The organism is Bordetella sp. H567 (assembly GCF_001704295.1).
GTDB lineage: Bacteria > Pseudomonadota > Gammaproteobacteria > Burkholderiales > Burkholderiaceae_B > Bordetella_C.
The window spans coordinates 500,510-519,625 of record NZ_CP012334.1; the positions used below are offsets into that span (position 1 = coordinate 500,510).

At 66.3% G+C, this 19,116-nt stretch carries 14 protein-coding genes and 2 riboswitches; of the genes, 8 read left to right on the top strand and 6 right to left on the bottom strand.

Going from position 1 to position 19,116, the window contains the following annotated elements; translation table 11 throughout:
* Positions 1 to 83: 83 nt before the first annotated feature.
* The 6 genes from AKI39_RS02245 to gcvP all read left to right on the top strand — a co-directional run bounded on the left by AKI39_RS02245 (position 84) and on the right by gcvP (position 9,318).
* A complete protein-coding gene (locus tag AKI39_RS02245; RefSeq protein WP_066632034.1) occupies positions 84 to 2,354 on the top strand; it encodes an arginine/lysine/ornithine decarboxylase in 2,271 nt (756 codons plus the stop codon).
* 13 nt (positions 2,355 to 2,367) lie between these two features.
* Complete coding sequence (locus AKI39_RS02250; protein ID WP_066632035.1) at positions 2,368 to 3,564, top strand: NAD(P)/FAD-dependent oxidoreductase; 1,197 nt, start codon at positions 2,368 to 2,370, stop codon at positions 3,562 to 3,564.
* A 48-nt stretch (positions 3,565 to 3,612) separates the two neighbouring features.
* Positions 3,613 to 4,503, top strand: coding sequence for a ZIP family metal transporter (locus AKI39_RS02255; RefSeq protein WP_066632037.1), 891 nt, complete (start codon positions 3,613 to 3,615; stop codon positions 4,501 to 4,503).
* Positions 4,504 to 4,526: 23 nt separating this feature from the next.
* Positions 4,527 to 4,623: riboswitch (glycine riboswitch) on the top strand.
* 34 nt (positions 4,624 to 4,657) lie between these two features.
* Positions 4,658 to 4,772: riboswitch (glycine riboswitch) on the top strand.
* A 76-nt stretch (positions 4,773 to 4,848) separates the two neighbouring features.
* Complete coding sequence (gcvT, locus tag AKI39_RS02260; protein WP_066632039.1) at positions 4,849 to 5,952, top strand: glycine cleavage system aminomethyltransferase GcvT; 1,104 nt, start codon at positions 4,849 to 4,851, stop codon at positions 5,950 to 5,952.
* Between the two features lie 102 nt (positions 5,953 to 6,054).
* On the top strand, positions 6,055 to 6,423 hold the full coding sequence (gene gcvH / locus AKI39_RS02265; protein WP_066632041.1) for a glycine cleavage system protein GcvH: 369 nt from the start codon (positions 6,055 to 6,057) through the stop codon (positions 6,421 to 6,423).
* Positions 6,424 to 6,444: 21 nt separating this feature from the next.
* Positions 6,445 to 9,318 (top strand): aminomethyl-transferring glycine dehydrogenase, encoded by a 2,874-nt coding sequence (gcvP, locus tag AKI39_RS02270; RefSeq protein ID WP_066632051.1) that lies wholly within the window; start codon positions 6,445 to 6,447, stop codon positions 9,316 to 9,318.
* A 604-nt stretch (positions 9,319 to 9,922) separates the two neighbouring features.
* On the opposite strand, the gene AKI39_RS02275 is transcribed toward gcvP, so the two are convergent.
* The 3 genes from AKI39_RS02275 to AKI39_RS02285 all read right to left on the bottom strand — a co-directional run bounded on the left by AKI39_RS02275 (position 9,923) and on the right by AKI39_RS02285 (position 14,472).
* Positions 9,923 to 11,173: an IS256 family transposase gene (locus tag AKI39_RS02275; protein WP_066631610.1), complete on the bottom strand. Its 1,251-nt coding sequence runs from the start codon at positions 11,171 to 11,173 to the stop codon at positions 9,923 to 9,925.
* 477 nt (positions 11,174 to 11,650) lie between these two features.
* Positions 11,651 to 13,144: a CoA-acylating methylmalonate-semialdehyde dehydrogenase gene (locus AKI39_RS02280; protein WP_066632056.1), complete on the bottom strand. Its 1,494-nt coding sequence runs from the start codon at positions 13,142 to 13,144 to the stop codon at positions 11,651 to 11,653.
* A 2-nt stretch (positions 13,145 to 13,146) separates the two neighbouring features.
* Positions 13,147 to 14,472 (bottom strand): aspartate aminotransferase family protein, encoded by a 1,326-nt coding sequence (locus tag AKI39_RS02285; protein WP_066632058.1) that lies wholly within the window; start codon positions 14,470 to 14,472, stop codon positions 13,147 to 13,149.
* Positions 14,473 to 14,672: 200 nt separating this feature from the next.
* Here AKI39_RS02285 and AKI39_RS02290 point away from each other — a divergent pair, with 200 nt between their 5' ends.
* The gene (locus tag AKI39_RS02290; RefSeq protein ID WP_066632060.1) at positions 14,673 to 16,133 is read left to right on the top strand and encodes an aminotransferase-like domain-containing protein; all 1,461 of its coding nucleotides are present in this window, start codon (positions 14,673 to 14,675) and stop codon (positions 16,131 to 16,133) included.
* 78 nt (positions 16,134 to 16,211) lie between these two features.
* Here the strand turns inward: AKI39_RS02290 and AKI39_RS02295 are convergent, their stop codons facing one another.
* From AKI39_RS02295 to AKI39_RS02305, 3 genes are read right to left on the bottom strand one after another with little or no spacing between them, the layout of a single operon-like run.
* Positions 16,212 to 16,721, bottom strand: coding sequence for a dihydrofolate reductase (locus tag AKI39_RS02295; RefSeq protein WP_066632062.1), 510 nt, complete (start codon positions 16,719 to 16,721; stop codon positions 16,212 to 16,214).
* Positions 16,718 to 17,512: a thymidylate synthase gene (locus tag AKI39_RS02300; protein ID WP_066632064.1), complete on the bottom strand. Its 795-nt coding sequence runs from the start codon at positions 17,510 to 17,512 to the stop codon at positions 16,718 to 16,720. Before AKI39_RS02300 ends, AKI39_RS02295 begins: the two co-directional genes overlap by 4 nt.
* A gap of 15 nt (positions 17,513 to 17,527) precedes the next feature.
* The gene (locus AKI39_RS02305) at positions 17,528 to 17,977 is read right to left on the bottom strand and encodes an OsmC family protein (protein WP_066641964.1); all 450 of its coding nucleotides are present in this window, start codon (positions 17,975 to 17,977) and stop codon (positions 17,528 to 17,530) included.
* 182 nt (positions 17,978 to 18,159) lie between these two features.
* Here AKI39_RS02305 and coq7 point away from each other — a divergent pair, with 182 nt between their 5' ends.
* Positions 18,160 to 18,870 carry a 2-polyprenyl-3-methyl-6-methoxy-1,4-benzoquinone monooxygenase gene (coq7, locus tag AKI39_RS02310; RefSeq protein WP_083228581.1) on the top strand — a complete coding sequence of 237 codons (711 nt, stop codon included), beginning with the start codon at positions 18,160 to 18,162 and terminating at the stop codon, positions 18,868 to 18,870.
* The last annotated feature ends 246 nt before the right edge of the window (positions 18,871 to 19,116 follow it).

A 19,116-nucleotide genomic window follows, 5' to 3' on the forward strand; every position in this document is an offset into this window, starting at 1 on the left:
CCATGCGGCGGCGCAACGCCCGCGTCGCGCGTACGCAGTACACTCGCGTCGGCTTTAGGCCCTACCCCGCAGGAGTCCCCCGCATGAAATTCCGGTTTCCCATTGTCATCATCGATGAAGATTATCGTTCCGAGAACGCCTCGGGGCTGGGCATACGCGCGCTCGCGTCGGCGATCGAGGCCGAAGGCGTGGAAGTGCTGGGCGTCACGAGCTATGGCGACCTGAGCTCCTTCGCGCAGCAGCAAAGCCGGGCCAGCGCCTTCATCCTGTCGATCGACGATGAGGAGTTCGACGTCGATTCGCCGGAAGACGTGGCCAGTGCCATCAAGAACCTGCGGACCTTCATCGGCGAGCTGCGCTTTCGCAACGCCGACATCCCCATTTATCTGTACGGCGAGACGCGCACGTCGCAGCACATCCCCAACGACATCCTGCGCGAACTGCACGGCTTCATCCACATGTTCGAGGACACGCCGGAATTCGTCGCGCGCCACATCATCCGCGAGGCGCGCGCCTACGTGGACGGCCTGCCGCCGCCCTTCTTCCGCGAACTGGTCAAGTACGCGCAGGACGGTTCGTATTCCTGGCACTGCCCGGGGCACTCGGGCGGCGTGGCTTTCCTGAAGAGCCCGGTGGGCCAGATGTTCCACCAGTTCTTCGGCGAGAACATGCTGCGCGCCGACGTCTGCAATGCCGTTGACGAACTGGGCCAGCTGCTGGACCACACCGGCCCCGTGGCGGAATCGGAGCTGAACGCCGCGCGCATCTTCCACGCCGATCATTGCTACTTCGTCACCAACGGCACGTCGACCTCCAACAAGGTCGTGTGGCACGCCAACGTCGCCGCCGGCGACGTGGTGGTGGTGGACCGCAACTGCCACAAGTCCATCCTGCACGCCATCACGATGACGGGCGCGATTCCCGTCTTCCTGCGCCCCACGCGCAACCACCTGGGCATCATCGGGCCCATTCCCATCGAGGAATTCGAGCCCGAGAGCATCCTGAAGAAGATCGAGGCGAACCCCTTCGCGCGCGAGGCGAAGGACAAGAAGCCGCGCATCCTGACGCTGACGCAAAGCACCTATGACGGGGTGATCTACAACGTCGAAATGATCAAGGCGAAGCTGGGCGACTACGTCGACACGCTGCATTTCGACGAAGCGTGGCTGCCGCACGCGGCCTTCCACGAGTTCTACCAGGACATGCACGCCATCGGGCAGGGACGCCCGCGCAGCGATTCCGCCATGGTGTTCGCCACGCACTCCACGCACAAGCTGCTGGCCGGCATTTCGCAGGCGTCGCAGATCATCGTGCAGGAATCCAAGACCCGCAAGCTGGACCGCAACATCTTCAACGAAGCCTATCTGATGCACACGTCGACGTCGCCGCAATACGCGATCATCGCGTCCTGCGACGTCGCGGCCGCCATGATGGAGCCGCCCGGCGGCACGGCCCTGGTCGAGGAAAGCATCCGCGAGGCCATGGATTTCCGCCGCGCCATGCGCAAGGTGGAGTCTGAGTTCGGCCGCAACGACTGGTGGTTCAAGGTCTGGGGCCCCAACCGCCTGGTGTCCGACGGCATCGGCAACCGCGACGAATGGCTGCTGGAGTCGGGCGATCACTGGCACGGCTTCGGCGATATCGCCGACGGCTTCAACATGCTGGACCCCATCAAGGCCACCATCATCACGCCGGGCCTGGATATTTCCGGCAGTTTCGGTGAAACGGGCATTCCCGCCGCCCTGGTCTCCAAGTACCTGACCGAACACGGTGTGGTGGTCGAAAAGACCGGGCTGTATTCCTTCTTCATCCTGTTCACCATCGGCATCACCAAGGGACGCTGGAACACCTTGCTGACGGCCTTGCAGCAGTTCAAGGATGACTACGACCGCAACCAGCCGATGTGGCGCATCCTGCCGGAATTCTGCCGCGACCACCGCCAGTACGAGCGCATCGGCCTGCGCGACCTGTGCCAGCAGATACACGAAGCCTATCGCGAGAGCGACGTGGCGCGGCTCACCACCGAGATGTACCTGAGCGACATGGTGCCGGCGCTCAAGCCGTCCGATGCGTTCGCGCGCATGGCGCACCGCCAGGTGGAACGCGTGGCCATCGAAAACCTGGAAGGGCGTGTCACCGGCGTGCTGCTGACCCCGTACCCGCCGGGCATCCCGTTGCTGATCCCGGGCGAACGCTTCAACCGCACCATCGTGCAGTATCTGCAATTCGCGCGCGCCTTCAACGAACGTTTCCCGGGCTTCGAAACCGACATCCACGGCCTGGCGGAGGACGTGGACGACGATGGCCAGGTGCGCTATTACGTCGATTGCCTGAAGGAAGAGCAGACCCGCTAGGCTCGCATTCCGGATGTTCGACGTCGCCATCATCGGCGCCGGCGCCGCGGGCATGATGTGCGCCGCGGTGGCCGGCCAGCGCGGCCTGCGGGTCGTGCTGATCGACCACGCCGACCGGCTCGCGGAAAAAATCCGCATTTCCGGCGGCGGCCGCTGCAACTTCACCAATACCGGCACCGGCCCGGCGAACTTCCTGTCGGAAAACCCGCACTTCTGCCGGTCCGCGCTGGCCGGCTACGGGCCGCGCGATTTCCTGGACTTGCTGCGCCGCTACCGTGTCTCCTGGCATGAAAAGCATCGCGGCCAGCTGTTCTGCGACGAATCCAGCGAAGCGGTCATCGACGTGCTGCGCGCCGAATGCGATGCCGGCAACGTGCAGTGGCGCATGCCCTGCACCGTGGCCGACATCGGGCGGTCGGCCGACGAGAGCTTCGAGCTGCGTACCGACGGCCAAGGCGTGCTGCGCGCGGCCAAGCTGGTCCTGGCCACCGGCGGCATGGCGATTCCGCAGCTGGGGGCGACCGACTATGCGTTGAAAGTGGCGCGGCAGTTCGGCTTGAAGGTCGTCGAGCCGCGGCCGGCGCTGGTGCCGCTGACCTTCGACGCCGCGCAGTGGGCCCCTTTCGCGGCCTTGTCCGGCGTTGCCCTGGAAGCCGCGGTGCGCAGCGGCGCCGGCGAATTCCTGGAAGACGTGCTGTTCACCCATCGGGGCCTGTCGGGACCGGGCATCCTGCAGATCTCCAGCTATTGGAATCCCGGCCAAGCCGTGACGCTGGACCTGGCCAGCGGCCGCGACCTGGCGGACGAGCTGATCCATGCCAAGTCCGGCGGCCGCCAGCAGCTCGGTACGGCCCTGGCGGCGCTGTGGCCGCGCAGGCTGGCGGAGCAATGGCTGTGCGATGCCGTCGATGCCCGCGGCCAGCCGCTGGCCGCCGCGCGCCTAGCCGATATCCCGGACAAGACGCTGCGCGCGCTGGCCCAGGGCATACATGCCTGGACGCTTGTGCCGACCGGCACGGCGGGCTACAAAAAGGCCGAGGTCATGCGGGGCGGCGTCGATACCCGCGGCCTGGACCAGAAAAGCATGCAGGCACGCGGCATTCCAGGCCTGCACTTCATCGGCGAGGCGGTGGACGTCACCGGGTGGCTGGGCGGCTACAACTTCCAGTGGGCCTGGGCGTCCGGCGTCGCCTGCGGCAAGGCGCTGTAAGCGGCGCGCTTTTTGCTGTCTGCGTCGCCACACGACGAAGGACGCGCTATGAACACACACATCCGTTCGCTGGCCGAGGCCGGCGCCGGCAAGGCCCTGATGATCATCGTGCCCGTTCTGGGCGCCCTGGGCGCATGGGCCCTGTGGGTGGCATTGCGCGACGACTATCCGCAGGTCGCCAACGCCTGGCTGGGCGGGCTGATCGCGGCGGGCGCCACGGCCGCGGGCACCTTGCCGGTGGTCTTTTCCCAACGATTGTCCGACCGGGTGCAGGACTCCATGTTCGGCTTCGGCGCCGGTGTCATGCTGGCCGCCAGCGCCTTTTCGCTGGTCACGCCGGGCATCCAGGCAGCGAAGGACCTGGGCGCGGGCCCCTGGGCGGCGGGGCTCACCGTGGGCGCGGCCATCCTGCTGGGGGCGGCAGCGTTGCTGTGGCTCGAGCATACCGTGCCGCACGAGCATTTCATCAAGGGGCGGGAGGGCCACGACGGCCGCCTGCTCAAGCGCACCTGGCTGTTCGTCTTCGCGGTCATGCTGCACAACCTGCCGGAAGGCCTGGCCATCGGCGTGGGCTTCGGCGGCACCGACCCCATGCGCGCCGGTGCCCTGGCCACCGGCATCGCGATCCAGGACGTGCCGGAAGGCCTGGTCATCGCCGTCGCGCTGCTGGCGGCGGGGTATGGCCGCGTCTTCTCCGTTATCCTGGGCATGACCTCGGGCCTGATCGAGCCGGTCGGCGCGTTGGCCGGCGCCGCCGTAATGACCTGGTCCACGGTGCTGCTGCCCTGGGGCCTGGGCTTCGCGGCCGGCGCCATGCTGTTCGTCATCAGCCACGAAATCATCCCCGAATCGCATCGCAAGGGCCATGAAGTCTATGCCACGGGCGGCCTGATGCTGGGCTTCGTGCTCATGATGCTGCTGGACACCGCCCTGGCCTGAGTTGTATCCTTCGCCACGCTGTCACGCATCGTGCGGGAGAGAGCGGCCGCCGCAGGCGCGCCGCCGCCGAAGGCGCAATTCGCCCGGAATCGCTCAGGCAACCCATACCGCAGCATGCCTTGCCCAGGCCGCGCCGCACCCGGCGCCCGGGCGAACACAGCGCTCTGGAGAGAGCCGGCCATCCGCGCGATGCGCGATGCGACCGGACGCCGAAGGTGCAAACCCGTCAACGCGGGGCAACTCTCAGGCAAAAGGACAGAGGGGCGGAAACACAGCCGGTCACGGGGCGTTCCGCATCCAGGCCGGTATTCCGCTACCCCTTGCCGTCGCTGTCCGGAGCCTCCCATGTCGAATTCCCTGAAAAACACCCCCCTGGCGCAGACGCACATCGACGCCGGCGCACGCATGGTCGACTTCGGCGGGTGGAACATGCCGCTGGCCTACGGCTCGCAGCTGGAAGAGCATCATGCCGTGCGGCGGGACGCCGGCATGTTCGACGTCTCGCACATGCTTAACGTCGACGTAACGGGGGCCGACGCCATGGCCTTCCTGCGCCGCCTGATCGCCAACGATGTCGCGAAGCTGACGGGCACGCCGGGCAAGGCCCTGTACAGCTGCATGCTCAATCCGGAAGGCGGCGTGATCGACGACCTGATCGTCTACTTCTTCGCGCCCGACCGCTGGCGGGTGGTCGTCAATGCGGCCACCGCCGACAAGGACATCGCCTGGATGCAGCGCATCGCCATCGCCTGCCGCCTGGCCGTGGCCATCGCCCCGCGCCGCGACTTGTCCATGGTCGCCGTGCAGGGGCCGAACGCGCGCGCCAAGGTCTGGGCGGCGCGTCCCGCATGGAAGACGGATACGGAAGCCCTGACACCGTTCACCGCGGCGCGCTTCGAGCCCGAAACCCTGGTCGCGCGTACCGGCTACACCGGCGAGGACGGCTTCGAGATCGTGCTGCCCGCCACGGAAGTGGTGGCCCTCTGGAACGACCTGGCGGCGCAGGGCGTGCGTCCCTGCGGCCTGGGCGCGCGCGATACGCTGCGCCTGGAAGCCGGCATGAACCTCTACGGCCAGGACATGGACGAGGTTACCCAGCCCGCGCAGGCCGGCCTGAGCTGGACCGTTTCGCTGAAGGATCCGGCGCGCGGCTTCATCGGCCGCTCCGCCATCGAGCAGTTTCCCACCCCCGCCGCTTTCCTCGGATTGAAACTGAACGAACGCGGCGTCATGCGCGCCCACATGGCGGTACGCACGGCCCACGGGGATGGGGAAATCACCAGCGGCACGATGTCGCCCACGCTGGGCGTATCGATCGCCTTCGCGCGCATGCCCGTGGGAGTCAACCCCGGCGATACGGTGCAAGTGGATATCCGCGGCAAATGGGTGCCCGCGACGGTATGCAAATTACCCTTCGTCCGTCACGGAAAAGCGGTCGAACAACCGTAAACTGGCGATGCCCGTGCCGGCGCACGCCGCGCAGGGGCAGGGCGCGCATGTCTTCTCTACCCATCCTTCCATACGGTTTTTGAATTCTTAGGAGCTGCTTCCATGAGCCTGCCTACCGACCGCAAGTACACCGAATCGCATGAATGGGTGAAAGCCGAGGGCGACGTATTCGTCGTCGGCATCACCGACCAGGCCCAGGAACAACTGGGTGATCTCGTTTTCGTCGGCGACGTCAAGGTCGGCGCCAAGCTGGCCGCGGGCGATACCGCCGGCGTGGTGGAATCCGTCAAGGCGGCATCCGACATCTATGCACCGGTCGCCGGCGAGATCGTTGCCTTCAACGATGCGCTGGAAGCCGATCCCGCGCAGATCAACAGCGGTGCCTACACCGCCTGGATTTTCAAGATCAAACCGGACAACGCCGCCGATCTGGACAAGCTGCTGGACGCCGCCGGCTACGAAGCCCTGTAAGGCCACTTTTCAAGAGACACCATGTCGCGCCCCCTCGACACGCATACCGATTTCATTCCCCGCCATATTGGTCCTTCGGACGCCGACCAGGCCGCCATGCTGCAGCTGCTGGGCGTCGCCAGCCTGGACGAGCTGATCGGCCAGGTGGTGCCGCCGCGCATCCGCACCCTCGCACCGCTGGCGCTGCCGCCGGCGCGCAGCGAACCGGACGTGCTGGCCGAATTGCGCGATATCGCCGGCGCCAACCAGGTCTACCGCAGCTACATCGGCCAGGGCTATTACGGCACGCACACGCCCAACGTCATCCTGCGCAATATCCTGGAGAACCCAGCCTGGTACACGGCCTACACGCCCTACCAGCCGGAGATCTCGCAGGGCCGGCTGGAAGCGCTGCTGAACTACCAGACCATGGTGGCCGACCTGACGGGGCTGGATATCGCCAATGCATCCTTGCTGGATGAAGGCACCGCGGCGGCTGAAGCGATGACGCTGGCTCGCCGTGGCGCGACCTCGCGCAGCAATGTCTTTTTCGTTTCCCGCCACTGCCATCCGCAGACCATCGAGGTGGTGCGCACGCGCGCCGAAGGCCTGGATATCGAGATCGTGGTCGGCGACGAGGCCGCCGGGCTGCCGGACTGCTTCGGCGTGTTGCTGCAATATCCCCACAGCCTGGGCGCCGTGGCCGACTATCGCGCGCTGGCTGAAGCGGCGCATGCGGCCGGCGCGGTGGTGGCCTGCGCGACGGACCTCCTGGCGCTGGCGCTGCTGGCGCCGCCGGGCGCGTGGGGCGCCGACATCGCGGTGGGTTCGGCCCAGCGCTTCGGCGTTCCCTTCGGCTTCGGCGGCCCGCACGCCGGGTTCATGGCGTGCAAGGACGCGTACAAGCGCAACATGCCGGGCCGCCTGGTGGGCGTGTCCAAGGACGCGCAGGGCGGCCATGCGCTGCGCCTGGCGCTGCAGACGCGAGAGCAGCACATCCGCCGCGAAAAGGCGACGTCCAACATCTGCACCGCGCAGGTCTTGCTGGCGGTGATGGCCGGCATGTATGCGGTCTGGCATGGTCCCGCGGGCATCCACCGCATCGCCCGGCGCGTTCAGCGCGCTACCGCCATCCTGCGTACGGCCCTGAACGACCTGGGCGCCAAGGTGGTCAACGACAGTTTCTTCGACACGCTGCTGGTACGTACGGGCGGCGCCACGGCGGCGGTGCGCGCCGCCGCCGACGCGGCGCGCATCAACCTGCGCGCGGTGGACGGCGAACACGTGGCGGTCTCGCTGGACGAAACCGTGACCGATGCGGACCTGGCCCAACTGGCCGATGTGTTCGCGCGCGGCCTGGGCAAGGGCGCGGCCGCGCTGGATATCGATGCGCTGGACAAGCGCGCCGCCGGTGGCATTGCGGCGTCCGTCGCGCGCCAGGGCGACATCCTGTCGCACCCCATCTTCTCCAGCGTGCAGTCGGAAACCGACATGCTGCGCTATCTGCGCAAGCTGGCGGACAAGGACCTGGCGCTGGACCGCAGCATGATCCCGCTGGGCTCGTGCACCATGAAACTGAACGCCACGGCCGAGATGATCCCGATCACCTGGCCGGAGTTCGCGCATATCCATCCCTTCGCCCCCGCGGCGCAGACCGCCGGCTATCGCACGCTGATCGACAAGCTGTCGGCCGCCTTGTGCGAGATCACGGGCTACGACGCGATCAGCCTGCAGCCGAACTCCGGCGCGCAAGGCGAATATGCGGGCCTGCTCGCGATCCGCGCTTATCACGAGGCCAATGGCCAGCACCAGCGCAATGTCTGCCTGATTCCGTCGTCCGCGCATGGCACCAACCCGGCGTCGGCGCAACTGGCCGGTATGCAGGTCGTGGTGGTGGCGTCGGACAGCAACGGCAACGTGGACGTGGCCGATCTGCGCGCGAAGGTGGCGCAGGTGGGGGACCGCCTGTCCGCGCTGATGATCACCTATCCGTCCACGCATGGCGTGTTCGAGGAAGCGGTGACGGAGATCTGCGACATTGTGCACAAGGCGGGCGGCCAGGTGTACATGGATGGCGCGAACATGAACGCGATGGTGGGGCTGGCGAAGCCGGGCAAGTTCGGCTCCGATGTGTCGCACTTGAACCTGCACAAGACCTTCTGCATTCCGCACGGCGGCGGCGGCCCGGGCGTGGGGCCCGTGGCGGTGCGCGGCCACCTGGCGCCGTATCTGCCGGGCGTGGTGGATGCCGGCGGCAAGCTGCCCGAAGGCGCCAAGGTGGGGCCGGTGTCGGCGGCGCCGTTCGGGTCGGCGGGGATCTTGCCGATTCCCTACATCTATATCGCCCTGATGGGCGCCGAAGGTTTGCTGCGCGCCACGGAAGTGGCGATCCTGAACGCCAACTACATCGCGCACCGTTTGCGCGACCATTATCCGGTGCTGTACTGCGGACGCAATGGGCGGGTGGCGCACGAATGCATCCTGGATGTGCGTGAGTTGAAGGATAGCAGCGGCGTGTCGGCCGAGGATATCGCCAAGCGCTTGATCGACTATGGCTTCCATGCGCCGACCATGAGCTTTCCGGTGGCGGGGACGCTGATGGTGGAACCCACGGAATCCGAAAGCCTGACCGAACTGGATCGCTTCGTGGACGCGATGATCGCGATACGCGAGGAGATCGCGCAGATCGAGCGCGGCGAGCGGGATCGTGATGACAACGTGCTGCGCAATGCCCCGCATACCGCGGCGACGCTGATGGCCGATGAGTGGCATCACGACTATACGCGGCGAGAGGCGGCTTATCCGCTCGAATCGCTGAAGGATGGCAAGTATTGGCCGCCTGTCGCGCGGGTCGATAATGCTTATGGCGATCGGAATCTGGTTTGTTCCTGCCTGCCTATCGAGGCTTATGCTTGACGCCTGACTGGGCGTCTTCTTTGCGGTAGGGTGGTTGGCGGGTTTGTCTGGCTGCGGGTTTGGGCTTGCGTGTTGGATGGCCGTGGTTTGTTTTGCTATTGCCGTCCGGCGCGGGAGTCGCCTGTCGGGGCCAGCCTGATCGGGCGGTCCGGCCCCCGGGGGCCGGACACCACTTCGCTGACCTCGTCCGCCGGGCGTTTCCGGGTGGTGTTTTTCTTGGTGATGTCCGCGCCTCGGCTCCCTACGGTACCCGCTCGTTCGCCCTCAACAGGCTGGCCCCGACAGGCGACTCCCCCGCCGGACTCCGGTGTCTCTCAATCACGTCCGCTGGGGCGGTCTGGGTGCTTGGCGCTTCGTCGGCTTTGGAATTTGCCGATGAAAGACGTAGTAATGCCCGTCGTTCGCCGCCGCCCTGCGCGGCCGCGAAGCGACTTACGCGGTTTCGTCATACGGCGGGGACTGGCGTGCGGGGATCGCCGCAAACAAGTGGGAATTCGTGCGTGCGAAGGATGCCGGGTTGTGCTTAAGTCCGGGACTGTCAGGATTTTTGTGTTTGAGGCATTTGAACGTCGTCGTGTTTCTGACTCTCCAGGTTCATGCTACTTCAGTGATATGGGTCGGTGAAGCGTTCTGCATAGATGATGGCAAACTGGTTCATGGCCAACCTCCAGTCGTGCGTGGCGCAGCCCCAGGTGCCCGTGATATTGCGCAGGACTAACCACAATAACTTGGTTGCGGCGTCGTCACTGGGGAAGTGTCCACGGGTCTTTACCGATCGGCGCAATTGCGCATTCAAGCTCTCGATGGCATTGGTGGTGTAGATGATCTTTCGGATCGCCGGGGGAAACGTAAAGAACGGGATCACGCGGTCCCAGGCGCGATGCCAGGTCTGGGCGATGGTCGGATATCTTTGGCCCCAACTGCCTTGCTCGAACACTGCCAGCGCCGCTTGCGCAGCCTCCACGGTCGGTGCGGTGTAGATCGGCCTGAGAGCCGCAGCCACTATCCGGCGCTCCTTCCAGCTCGCATATTCGACGCTACTGCGCATCAGATGCACGATGCACGTTTGCAGTGTGGTGCTTGGAAATACCGCGTTCAGCGCCTGCTCCATTCCCTTTAAGCCGTCGGTGACCGCGATCAGGATATCCAGCGTGCCCCGAGTCTTGAGTTCGTTGAACACCTTCATCCAGAACTTCGATCCCTCGGTCTGCTCGATCCACAGGCCCAGGATGTCACGAGTGCCGTCCGGCAGGATCGCCAGCGCCAGGTACACCGCCTTGTTGCGTACCACGCCATCTTCGCGGATCTTCACCCGCAACGCGTCGAAGAACACCACCGGATACATGGTCTCCAAAGGGCGGTTCTGCCAGGCGATCACCTCTTCCATAACCGCGTCGGTCACCGAACTGATGAACTCGGGCGAGACTTCCGTGCCGTACTGCTCAAGCAGAAAACCTTGGATCTCGCGCACCGTCATCCCCCGGGCGTACATGGCGATGATCTTGTCATCAAATCCCGTAAATCGACGCTTGTGCTTGGGAATCAGGATCGGCGCAAAACTGCCTTGCCGGTCCCGGGGAATGTCCACGCGTAGCGGCCCATCGTCGGTTATCACCGTCTTGCCACTGGTGCCGTTGCGATGGTTAGTGCTGCCTTCGGGCGGGTCCGTGCCGGCGCCATAGCCCAGGTGCTGGCCCATTTCCGCGCCCAGCGCCCGTTCGATCAGGGCCTTCTTGAACGCCATCGAAAGGTCCTGCACCGACTCCGGCGTCATCGGACCTTTGACGAACTCATCCATCAGATTTGCAGGAATCGATGGCAATTCCCTCGGAGGTGCCTTTTGCTTGGTAGCCATAATGTGCTCCTCTGGAGCAGCTATGTTAGGCCTCAAACACAAAATTTATGACACTCCCTTAAGTCCGCATGCCAGCGCCCCCGGCATGCCACCACGGCGTAAGTCGCTTCGTGCTCGCGCTGGGCGACCGCGAAGCGACGGGCAAGCCAAGATCTTCCATCGGCGAAAGTCAAAATCCACGAAGGGCCAAGCACCCAGACCGCCCCAGCGCCCGTGATCAAGGCACAACGGAGTCCGTCGGGGGTGAGGCCTGTCGGGCCCGGCCCGTAGGAGCCGCGCGAGGGAATCCGAAGGGAGGACGGCCGGGCAAAAAAGCCGCAAGAACGCAAACGACGTTCGGCCGCCGGACGAGGATGACGACGCGGAAGTCCGCCGCGAAGGCGGCGGACCGGCTCCTCCGGGCCGGGCCCGGCAGGCCTCACCCCCGACGGACGGCAATAGCAAACCGACCCGCGCCAGCACCCTCCGAAAAAATCCCTACTTCGCCACAGGCATGGTGAACTCCGCACCCTTGGCAATACTATCCGGCCACCGCTGCATCACACTCTTGTAGCGCGTATAAAACCGCACCCCTTCCTCGCCATAAGCGTGATGATCGCCGAAGAGCGAACGCTTCCACCCGCCGAACGAATGCCAGGCCATGGGCACCGGGATAGGCACGTTGATGCCCACCATCCCCACCTGGATCTGCCGCGCAAACGCCCGCGCCACGCCGCCATCCGAGGTAAAGCACGACACGCCATTGGCGAACTCGTGTTCGTTGATCAGCTTCACGGCCGACGCGAAGTCGGGCACGCGCACGATGCACAAGACCGGACCGAAGATTTCCTCCCGGTAGATGTTCATCGTCGGCTTCACATGGTCGAACAAGGTGCCGCCCAGGAAGAAGCCCTTCTCGTTGCCCGGCACCGGAATGTCGCGCCCGTCGACGACGATCGTAGCGCCCGCCGCCACGCCGTCCTCGATGTACCCGCGCACCTTGTTGCGATGTTGCGCGGTAACCAGCGGCCCCATCTCGGCTTGCGGATCCATGCCGTCCAGCATCTTCAGGGCGCGCACGCGCGGGGTCAGGCGCTCGACCAGCTTGTCCGCCACGCTGCCCACCGCGACCGCGACGGAAATCGCCATGCAGCGTTCGCCCGCCGAACCATAGGCGGCGCCCATCAGCGCGTCGGTCACCTGGTCCAGGTCCGCGTCCGGCATGACCACCAGATGGTTCTTCGCCCCGCCCAGCGCCTGCACGCGCTTGCCGCGCGCCGTGCCCTGGGCGTAGATGTATTGCGCGATCGGCGTGGAGCCGACGAAGGAGAGCGCCTGGATGTCGGGATGCGCGATCAGCGCATCGACCGCCTGCTTGTCCCCGTGTACGACGTTGAAGACGCCGGGCGGCAGGCCCGCTTCGGTAAGCAGTTCGGCCAGCCGGACCGATGCGGACGGATCGCGTTCCGATGGCTTGAGCACGAAGGTATTGCCGCAGGCGATCGCCACCGGGAACATCCAGGCAGGGACCATCATGGGAAAGTTGAACGGCGTGATGCCCGCCACGACGCCCAGGGGCTGGCGCATGCTCCAGTTATCGATGCCGCCGCCGATCTGCTCGGTGTACTGGCCCTTGAGCAAGTGCGGGATGCCGCAGGCGAATTCGACCACTTCGATGCCACGGGTGACTTCGCCCTTGGCGTCCGAGAAGACTTTCCCATGTTCGCGCGTGATCAGCGCCGCCAGTTCGTCCTGGTGCTTGTCCAGCAGCGCCTTGAAGTTGAACAGGATCCGGGCGCGCTTGAGCGGCGCGGTTTCCGACCATGCGGGAAACGCTTCGCGCGCCGCGGCGACCGCCAGGTCGACGTCCTCGACGCCGGCCAGCGGCACCGTCGCGGCGATCTCGCCGCGCGCGGGGTTGAAGACGTCGCCGTAGCGGCCGCTGCGTCCGTCGTAGGCTTGTCCGTTGATGTAGTGTGCAATGGTAGTCATGGTCAGGCGATTTCCTTCAGCACCGAGCCGATGGTATGGAAGATTTCATCGATCTGCTTTTCCTCGATGATCAGCGGCGGCGAGACCGCCAGGATGTCCCCGGTATAGCGTACGAGCAGGCCGGTATCGAAGCAGCGCTGGAAGGCTTCCGCGGCGCGCGCGCCGGCCGCGCCCGGGCGCGATGCCAGCTCGATGCCCGCGACCAGGCCGATGTTGCGTACGTCGATGACGTGCGTTGCACCCTTCAGGCCGTGGGCGGCGCGTTCGAAGGCCGGCGCCAGCTCGCGCGCACGGGCGAACAGGTTGTCGCGGCGGTAGACGTCCAGCGTGGCCAGTACGGCGGCGCACGCCAGCGGATGCGCGGAATAGGTATAGCCGTGGAAAAACTCGATGCCACCCGGCCCGCTCTCCACGATGGCGTCGTGTACCTCGCGCTTGACCGCCACCGCGCCGCAGGGCACCACGGCATTGCTCACGCCCTTGGCCATGGCGATCAGGTCGGGCGTAACGCCGAAGAACTCGGCCGCGGTGGCCGCGCCCAGCCGGCCATAACCCGTGATGACCTCGTCGAAGATCAGCAGGATGCCGTGCTTGCTGGTGATCTCGCGCAGGCGCTCCAGATAGCCCTGGGGAGGTATCAGCACGCCGGTCGATCCCGCCATCGGCTCGACTATGACCGCGGCCACGGTGGACGGGTCGTGCAGGGTTAGGATGCGTTCGAGTTCATCGGCCAGGTGCGCGCCCCAGGCGGGTTGGCCCTTGGAAAACGCGTTGTGCTCCAGGTTGTGCGTATGGGGCAGATGGTCCACCGCGGGCAACAGCGCGCCGGAGAACGTCTTGCGGTTGGGCGAAATGCCGCCCACCGAAATACCTCCGAAACCCACGCCGTGGTAGCCGCGCTCGCGGCCGATCAGGCGCGTGCGCTGTCCTTCGCCACGGGCGCGATGGTAGGCCAGGGCGATCTTCAGCGCCGTGTCCACCGACTCGGAACCGGAGTTGGTGAAGAAGATGCGGTCCAGGCCCTGCGGCATCAAGCCCGCCACCGCGCTGGCCGCCTGGAAGGCCAGGGGATGGCCCAGCTGGAACCCGGGGGCGTAATCCAGGGTGCCGGCCTGGGCGGCCACCGCCTGGGTGATTTCGTCGCGGCAGTGGCCCGCGTTCACGCACCATAGCCCCGAGGTGCCGTCCAGGATCTGGCGGCCGTCGAACGACGTGTAATACATGCCCTTGGCGGCGACCAGCATGCGCGGATTGGCCTTGAATTGCCGGTTCGCGGTGAAGGGCATCCAAAGGTGCGACAGGTCGGGGGGCGTGTTCGGCGCGTTCATGGTGAGGGCTCCGGAAGGGGAAGGTCGACGCCGGGCCGACTGTGCTGGTCCGTTGCATGGTCGCGGGCGGACGCCCGGAACCCCGGCGTGGCGGGAATCAGCAGGCATTCTCGGCCGGGGTGCCGCCGCTGGAAATAGACAATCCATGCAAAAATGGCGGACCGTACAGGTAGATTCTGGACAACTGTACAGAGACCCCCATGGCCGATTTCCCCACCCTGGATTTCCATCCCCTGCGCGACCGCGCGAACGCCCCGACCCTGGTGCAGCAGGCGGTCGACGCCGTCGTGCGCGCCATCGAGGCCCGCGTGCTGGGGCCGGGCATGCCGCTGCCCTCGGTGCGGGAATTCGCGCGCGCGCATGACATCAGCACCTTTACGGTGGCCAGCGCCTACGCGCGCCTGGTCTCCCAGGGATGGCTGCTGGCGCGGCCCGGTTCGGGCTACCGGGTGGCGCCGCGGGCGCCGGCGGCGGCCGTCGCGCCCACACCGCGCCCGTGGCAGCCGCCCACGCCCGGCGCCGAATGGCTGTTGTCCGATGTATTCGCGGACCATTCCATCCCCGTCAAGTCCGGCTGCGGCTGGCTGCCGGGCGAATGGCTGAACGAGACCGGCCTGCACCTGGGACTGCGCCATGTGGCGCGGCTGCCGGGCGCACGCATCGCGGGATACGGGCATCCCTACGGCTATGCGCCGTTGCGCGACGCCATCGCCGCGCAGGCCGCCACGCTGGGCATGCCGGTGGAACCGGCCCAGGTCCTCATGACCCAGGGGGTTACGCATGGCCTGGACGTCGCGATACGGACGCTGCTGCGGCCGGGCGACGCGGTGATCGTGGAGCAGCCCTGCTATGCCAATCTGCTGGCGCTGCTAAGGTTGGCCGGGCTGCATGCCGTCGCGGTCCGGCGCACGGTGGAAGGGCTGGACATCGCTGAACTGGCGCAGGCGGTGCAGGCGCATCGGCCGCGCGCGATGATCATCAATACGGTGCTGCAGAATCCCACCGGCACCAGTCTGACCATGGCGAACGCCTACCAGGTCCTGCGCATCGCCGAACAGCACGATTGCTGGATCATCGAAGACGATATTTCCCGCGAGCTCGCGCCGGGCGTCGCGCCTGTCCTGGGCGCCCTGGATGGCTTGCGCCGGGTGGTCTACCTGAGCGGTTATTCGAAGGTGATCAGCCCATCCGTGCGCGTCGGCTATGCGCTCGCGCATCCGGACGTGGTGCGTGACATGGCGCGCACCAAGATGGCCGTCGGCCTGACCTCGCCGGAGATCATGGAACGGGTAGTGCATGAAGCGCTGCGCGAAGGCCGCTACCGCGCGCACGTCGCCGGTTTGCAGGAACGGCTTGCACTGGCGCACGTGAAGATCGCGCGGCGCCTGGCCGACCTGGGCATGGCCGTGCATGCGGAGCCGCGCGCGGGCCTGTTCCTGTGGGCGCGGCTGCCGGTGGACGGCGAGGGCGCCGGTGCCAATGCCTTGGCCCAGCGCGCGCTGCGCGACGGCATCTGGTTGGCGCCCGGCTCTTATTTCGACGCCGCGCAACGCGACCTGCCCTGGATCAGGCTGAATGTCGCCTATTCGGACGATGAAAGGCTGTGGCGTTTCCTGGGCGACCGTGCCAATCGCGCATTCCACGCCGGCGCGGCCGCCTAGGAATGCGGTGGCACGCTCGCATCGTGCCGGCGCGCGGCGCGATATCCCGCGAACGAAGCTCGTCGCGACGGTGCGCGGTCAGTTTGCCGCGGGCGCCCGCTCGTAGATGACGAAGTCGTATTCGTAGCCGTTTTCCGCGGGTTGCGGCTGGCGCGAAGCTTCGCGCCAGCGAAACGAAGGCAACAGGGGGAACCAGGCGTCGCCCTCGACGTCGGCCTTGATCTCGGTCGCGACGATGCGATCCGCGTGGTCCAGCACGGCGCTGAAGATCTGCGCCCCGCCGATGATGAAGATTTCATCCGTCGCGCCGCTCGCGCGCAGCGCGCCCTCGATATCCGGCACCACGATCGCGCCTTCGGCCGCATAGCCGGCATTGCGCGTAATGACGATGTTGGTGCGGCCGGGTAACGGCCGCCCCAGCGATTCCCAGGTCTTGCGTCCCATCACGATGGGGTGGCCCAGCGTGGTGCGCTTGAAATGCGCCAGGTCGCCGGGCAATTTCCACGGCAGGCCGTTGTCCCGTCCGATGACCCGGTTACGCGCATAGGCCACCACGAGCGTCAGCCGTGGGCGCGAGGCGGTACTCATACCGCGACCGCGCCCTTGATATGCGGATGGCTTTGGTAGTCGACCACTTCCAGATCTTCGTATTCGTAGTCGAAGAGCGAGGCCGGCTTGCGCTTGATGCGCAGCTTCGGATACGGATAGGGCTGGCGCGACAGCTGCAGTTCGACTTGCTCGAAATGATTGCTGTAGATATGGCAGTCGCCGCCCGTCCAGATGAAGTCGCCGACGTCCAGATCGCATTGCTGCGCGACCAGGTGCGTCAGCAAGGCATAGCTCGCGATGTTGAACGGCACGCCCAGGAAGATATCCGCGCTGCGCTGGTACAACTGGCAGGAGAGCTTGCCGTCGGCGACATAGAACTGGATCAGGGCGTGGCAGGGGGGAAGCGCCATGCGCGGAATATCCGCCACGTTCCAGGCCGATACGATCAGGCGGCGTGAATCCGGATTGCGGCGGATCTGGTCCAGCAGCTGGGAGATCTGGTCGATATGACGGCCGTCCGGCGCAGGCCAGGAGCGCCACTGCACCCCATAGACCGGCCCCAGGTTGCCGTCGGCGTCGGCCCATTCGTCCCAGATGGTGACGCCGCGCTCCTGCAGCCAGCGGACATTGCTGTCGCCGCGCAGGAACCACAGCAGTTCGATGAAGATGCTCTTGGTGTGCAGCTTCTTCGTTGTCACCAGGGGAAAGCCTTGCGACAGGTCGAAGCGCATCTGGTAGCCGAATACCGAACGCGTGCCGGTGCCGGTGCGATCCGTCTTGGTGACGCCATGTTCATAGACATGGCGCATGAAGTCTTCGTATTGACGCATGGAATCGGGCCGGGCTCAGTTCGTGTCGGCGGCGGCATCCGCCCCGGTTTCGACGATGTCCACGGAAAACGTCATTTCCGCCGTCTTCGCCAGCATGGCCGAGGCCGAGCAGTATTTCTCGTGCGACAGCTGCACGGCGCGCTCGACGGCCGCGCGCGGCAAATTGTGCCCCGTCACGGTGAAAGCGAAATGGATGCGGGTGAACACCTTGGGATCGGTCTGGGCGCGGTCGGCGTCCAGCTTGACGCTGCAGCCCGTTACGGTGTGCCGCCCGCGCTTGAGGATGAGCACCACGTCGTACGCCGTGCAGCCGCCGGTGCCCGCCAACACCATTTCCATGGGGCGGAAGGCCAGGTCATGGCCGCCTCCGTCCACGGCGCCATCCATGACGGCGACATGACCGCTACCCGAAGTGGCCACGAACAGCATGCCCGAAGGGCCGCCCCAATCGATCGTGCATTCCATGTCGATACCCTGAATCGTCTTTTGCAAACAAGGATCATAGCCGGTTCCGTTGCGCCCCAAGGGGCCCCTCGGCCGCCCGCGGCGGGCCGATCTCGCCAGGCCGCCGGACGCCTTCCTTACAATATGGGAATCGAGCCAGGCGATGCTTTCCCGCTTCGTCCGGCGCTATAGAGGAGTATCCGATGCCGTCTCCCCAGCAGCCGTCGACCGTGCAGTCGGCTCCGTCGGCGCAGCCGTCGCCGTTTTTTCCGTCCCTGTCCCGCCGCAAGACTCCCCTGGACGCCATCGTGGGCGAAGCGGACCGGGCCCTGCGCGTGCTGGCGGGCGCCTCCAGCGCGGGCCGGCCGTATCCGGCTGGCCCGGAGGCCGCCGAGACCTTGGCCCCGGCCGATCGCCGCCACGCCGCCGGGCTCATGCGCGTGAACCATGTGGGCGAGATCTGCGCCCAGGCCCTGTATCGCGGCCAGGCGCTGGGGTGCGCGGACGCCGCCGCCCGCAGGATGTTCCAGGAGGCCGCCGCGGAGGAAGTCGACCATCTGGCCTGGTGCGAGCGGCGCCTTGGGGAGTTGCGCAGCCGTCCCAGCCTATTGAATCCCCTGTGGTATGCCGGGTCGTTCGGGCTGGGCCTGCTGGCCAGCCGCACCGGCGTGCGGCGGAATCTGGGATTCATGGCGGAAACCGAGCGCCAGGTGGAAGCCCACCTGGACAGCCACCTGAAGCGCCTGCCGGCACAGGACGACCGTTCCCGCCGGGTGGTGGACCAGATGAAGCAGGACGAGATCAACCACCGTGTCAGCGCCGAGCGCGCCGGCGCCGCGCCGCTGTCCTGGCCTGTCCGGGGGGCGATGCGGGCGCTGTCGCGAATAATGACGGGGACGGCTTACTGGATCTAGCGCCACCCGGGCATGGCCCTGGGGCCGCGGTGGTAGACGCCGCCAGAGGCGGGCGGATCGCCGACGGCGGCTCTCGCCTCCGGCCGGAATCCCAGGGCACAGGGTTAACCCCGTCCGATATTTTGAAGCCGCTGGGGCGGTGTGGCACAATCATTGCTCCCGGAGATCGCCAGGTGAAGCCATCGGGCGGCTCAGCGCCGCGGGGCCCGCCGCTCCGATAATGCGATGCACAAATGCAACAGTTGG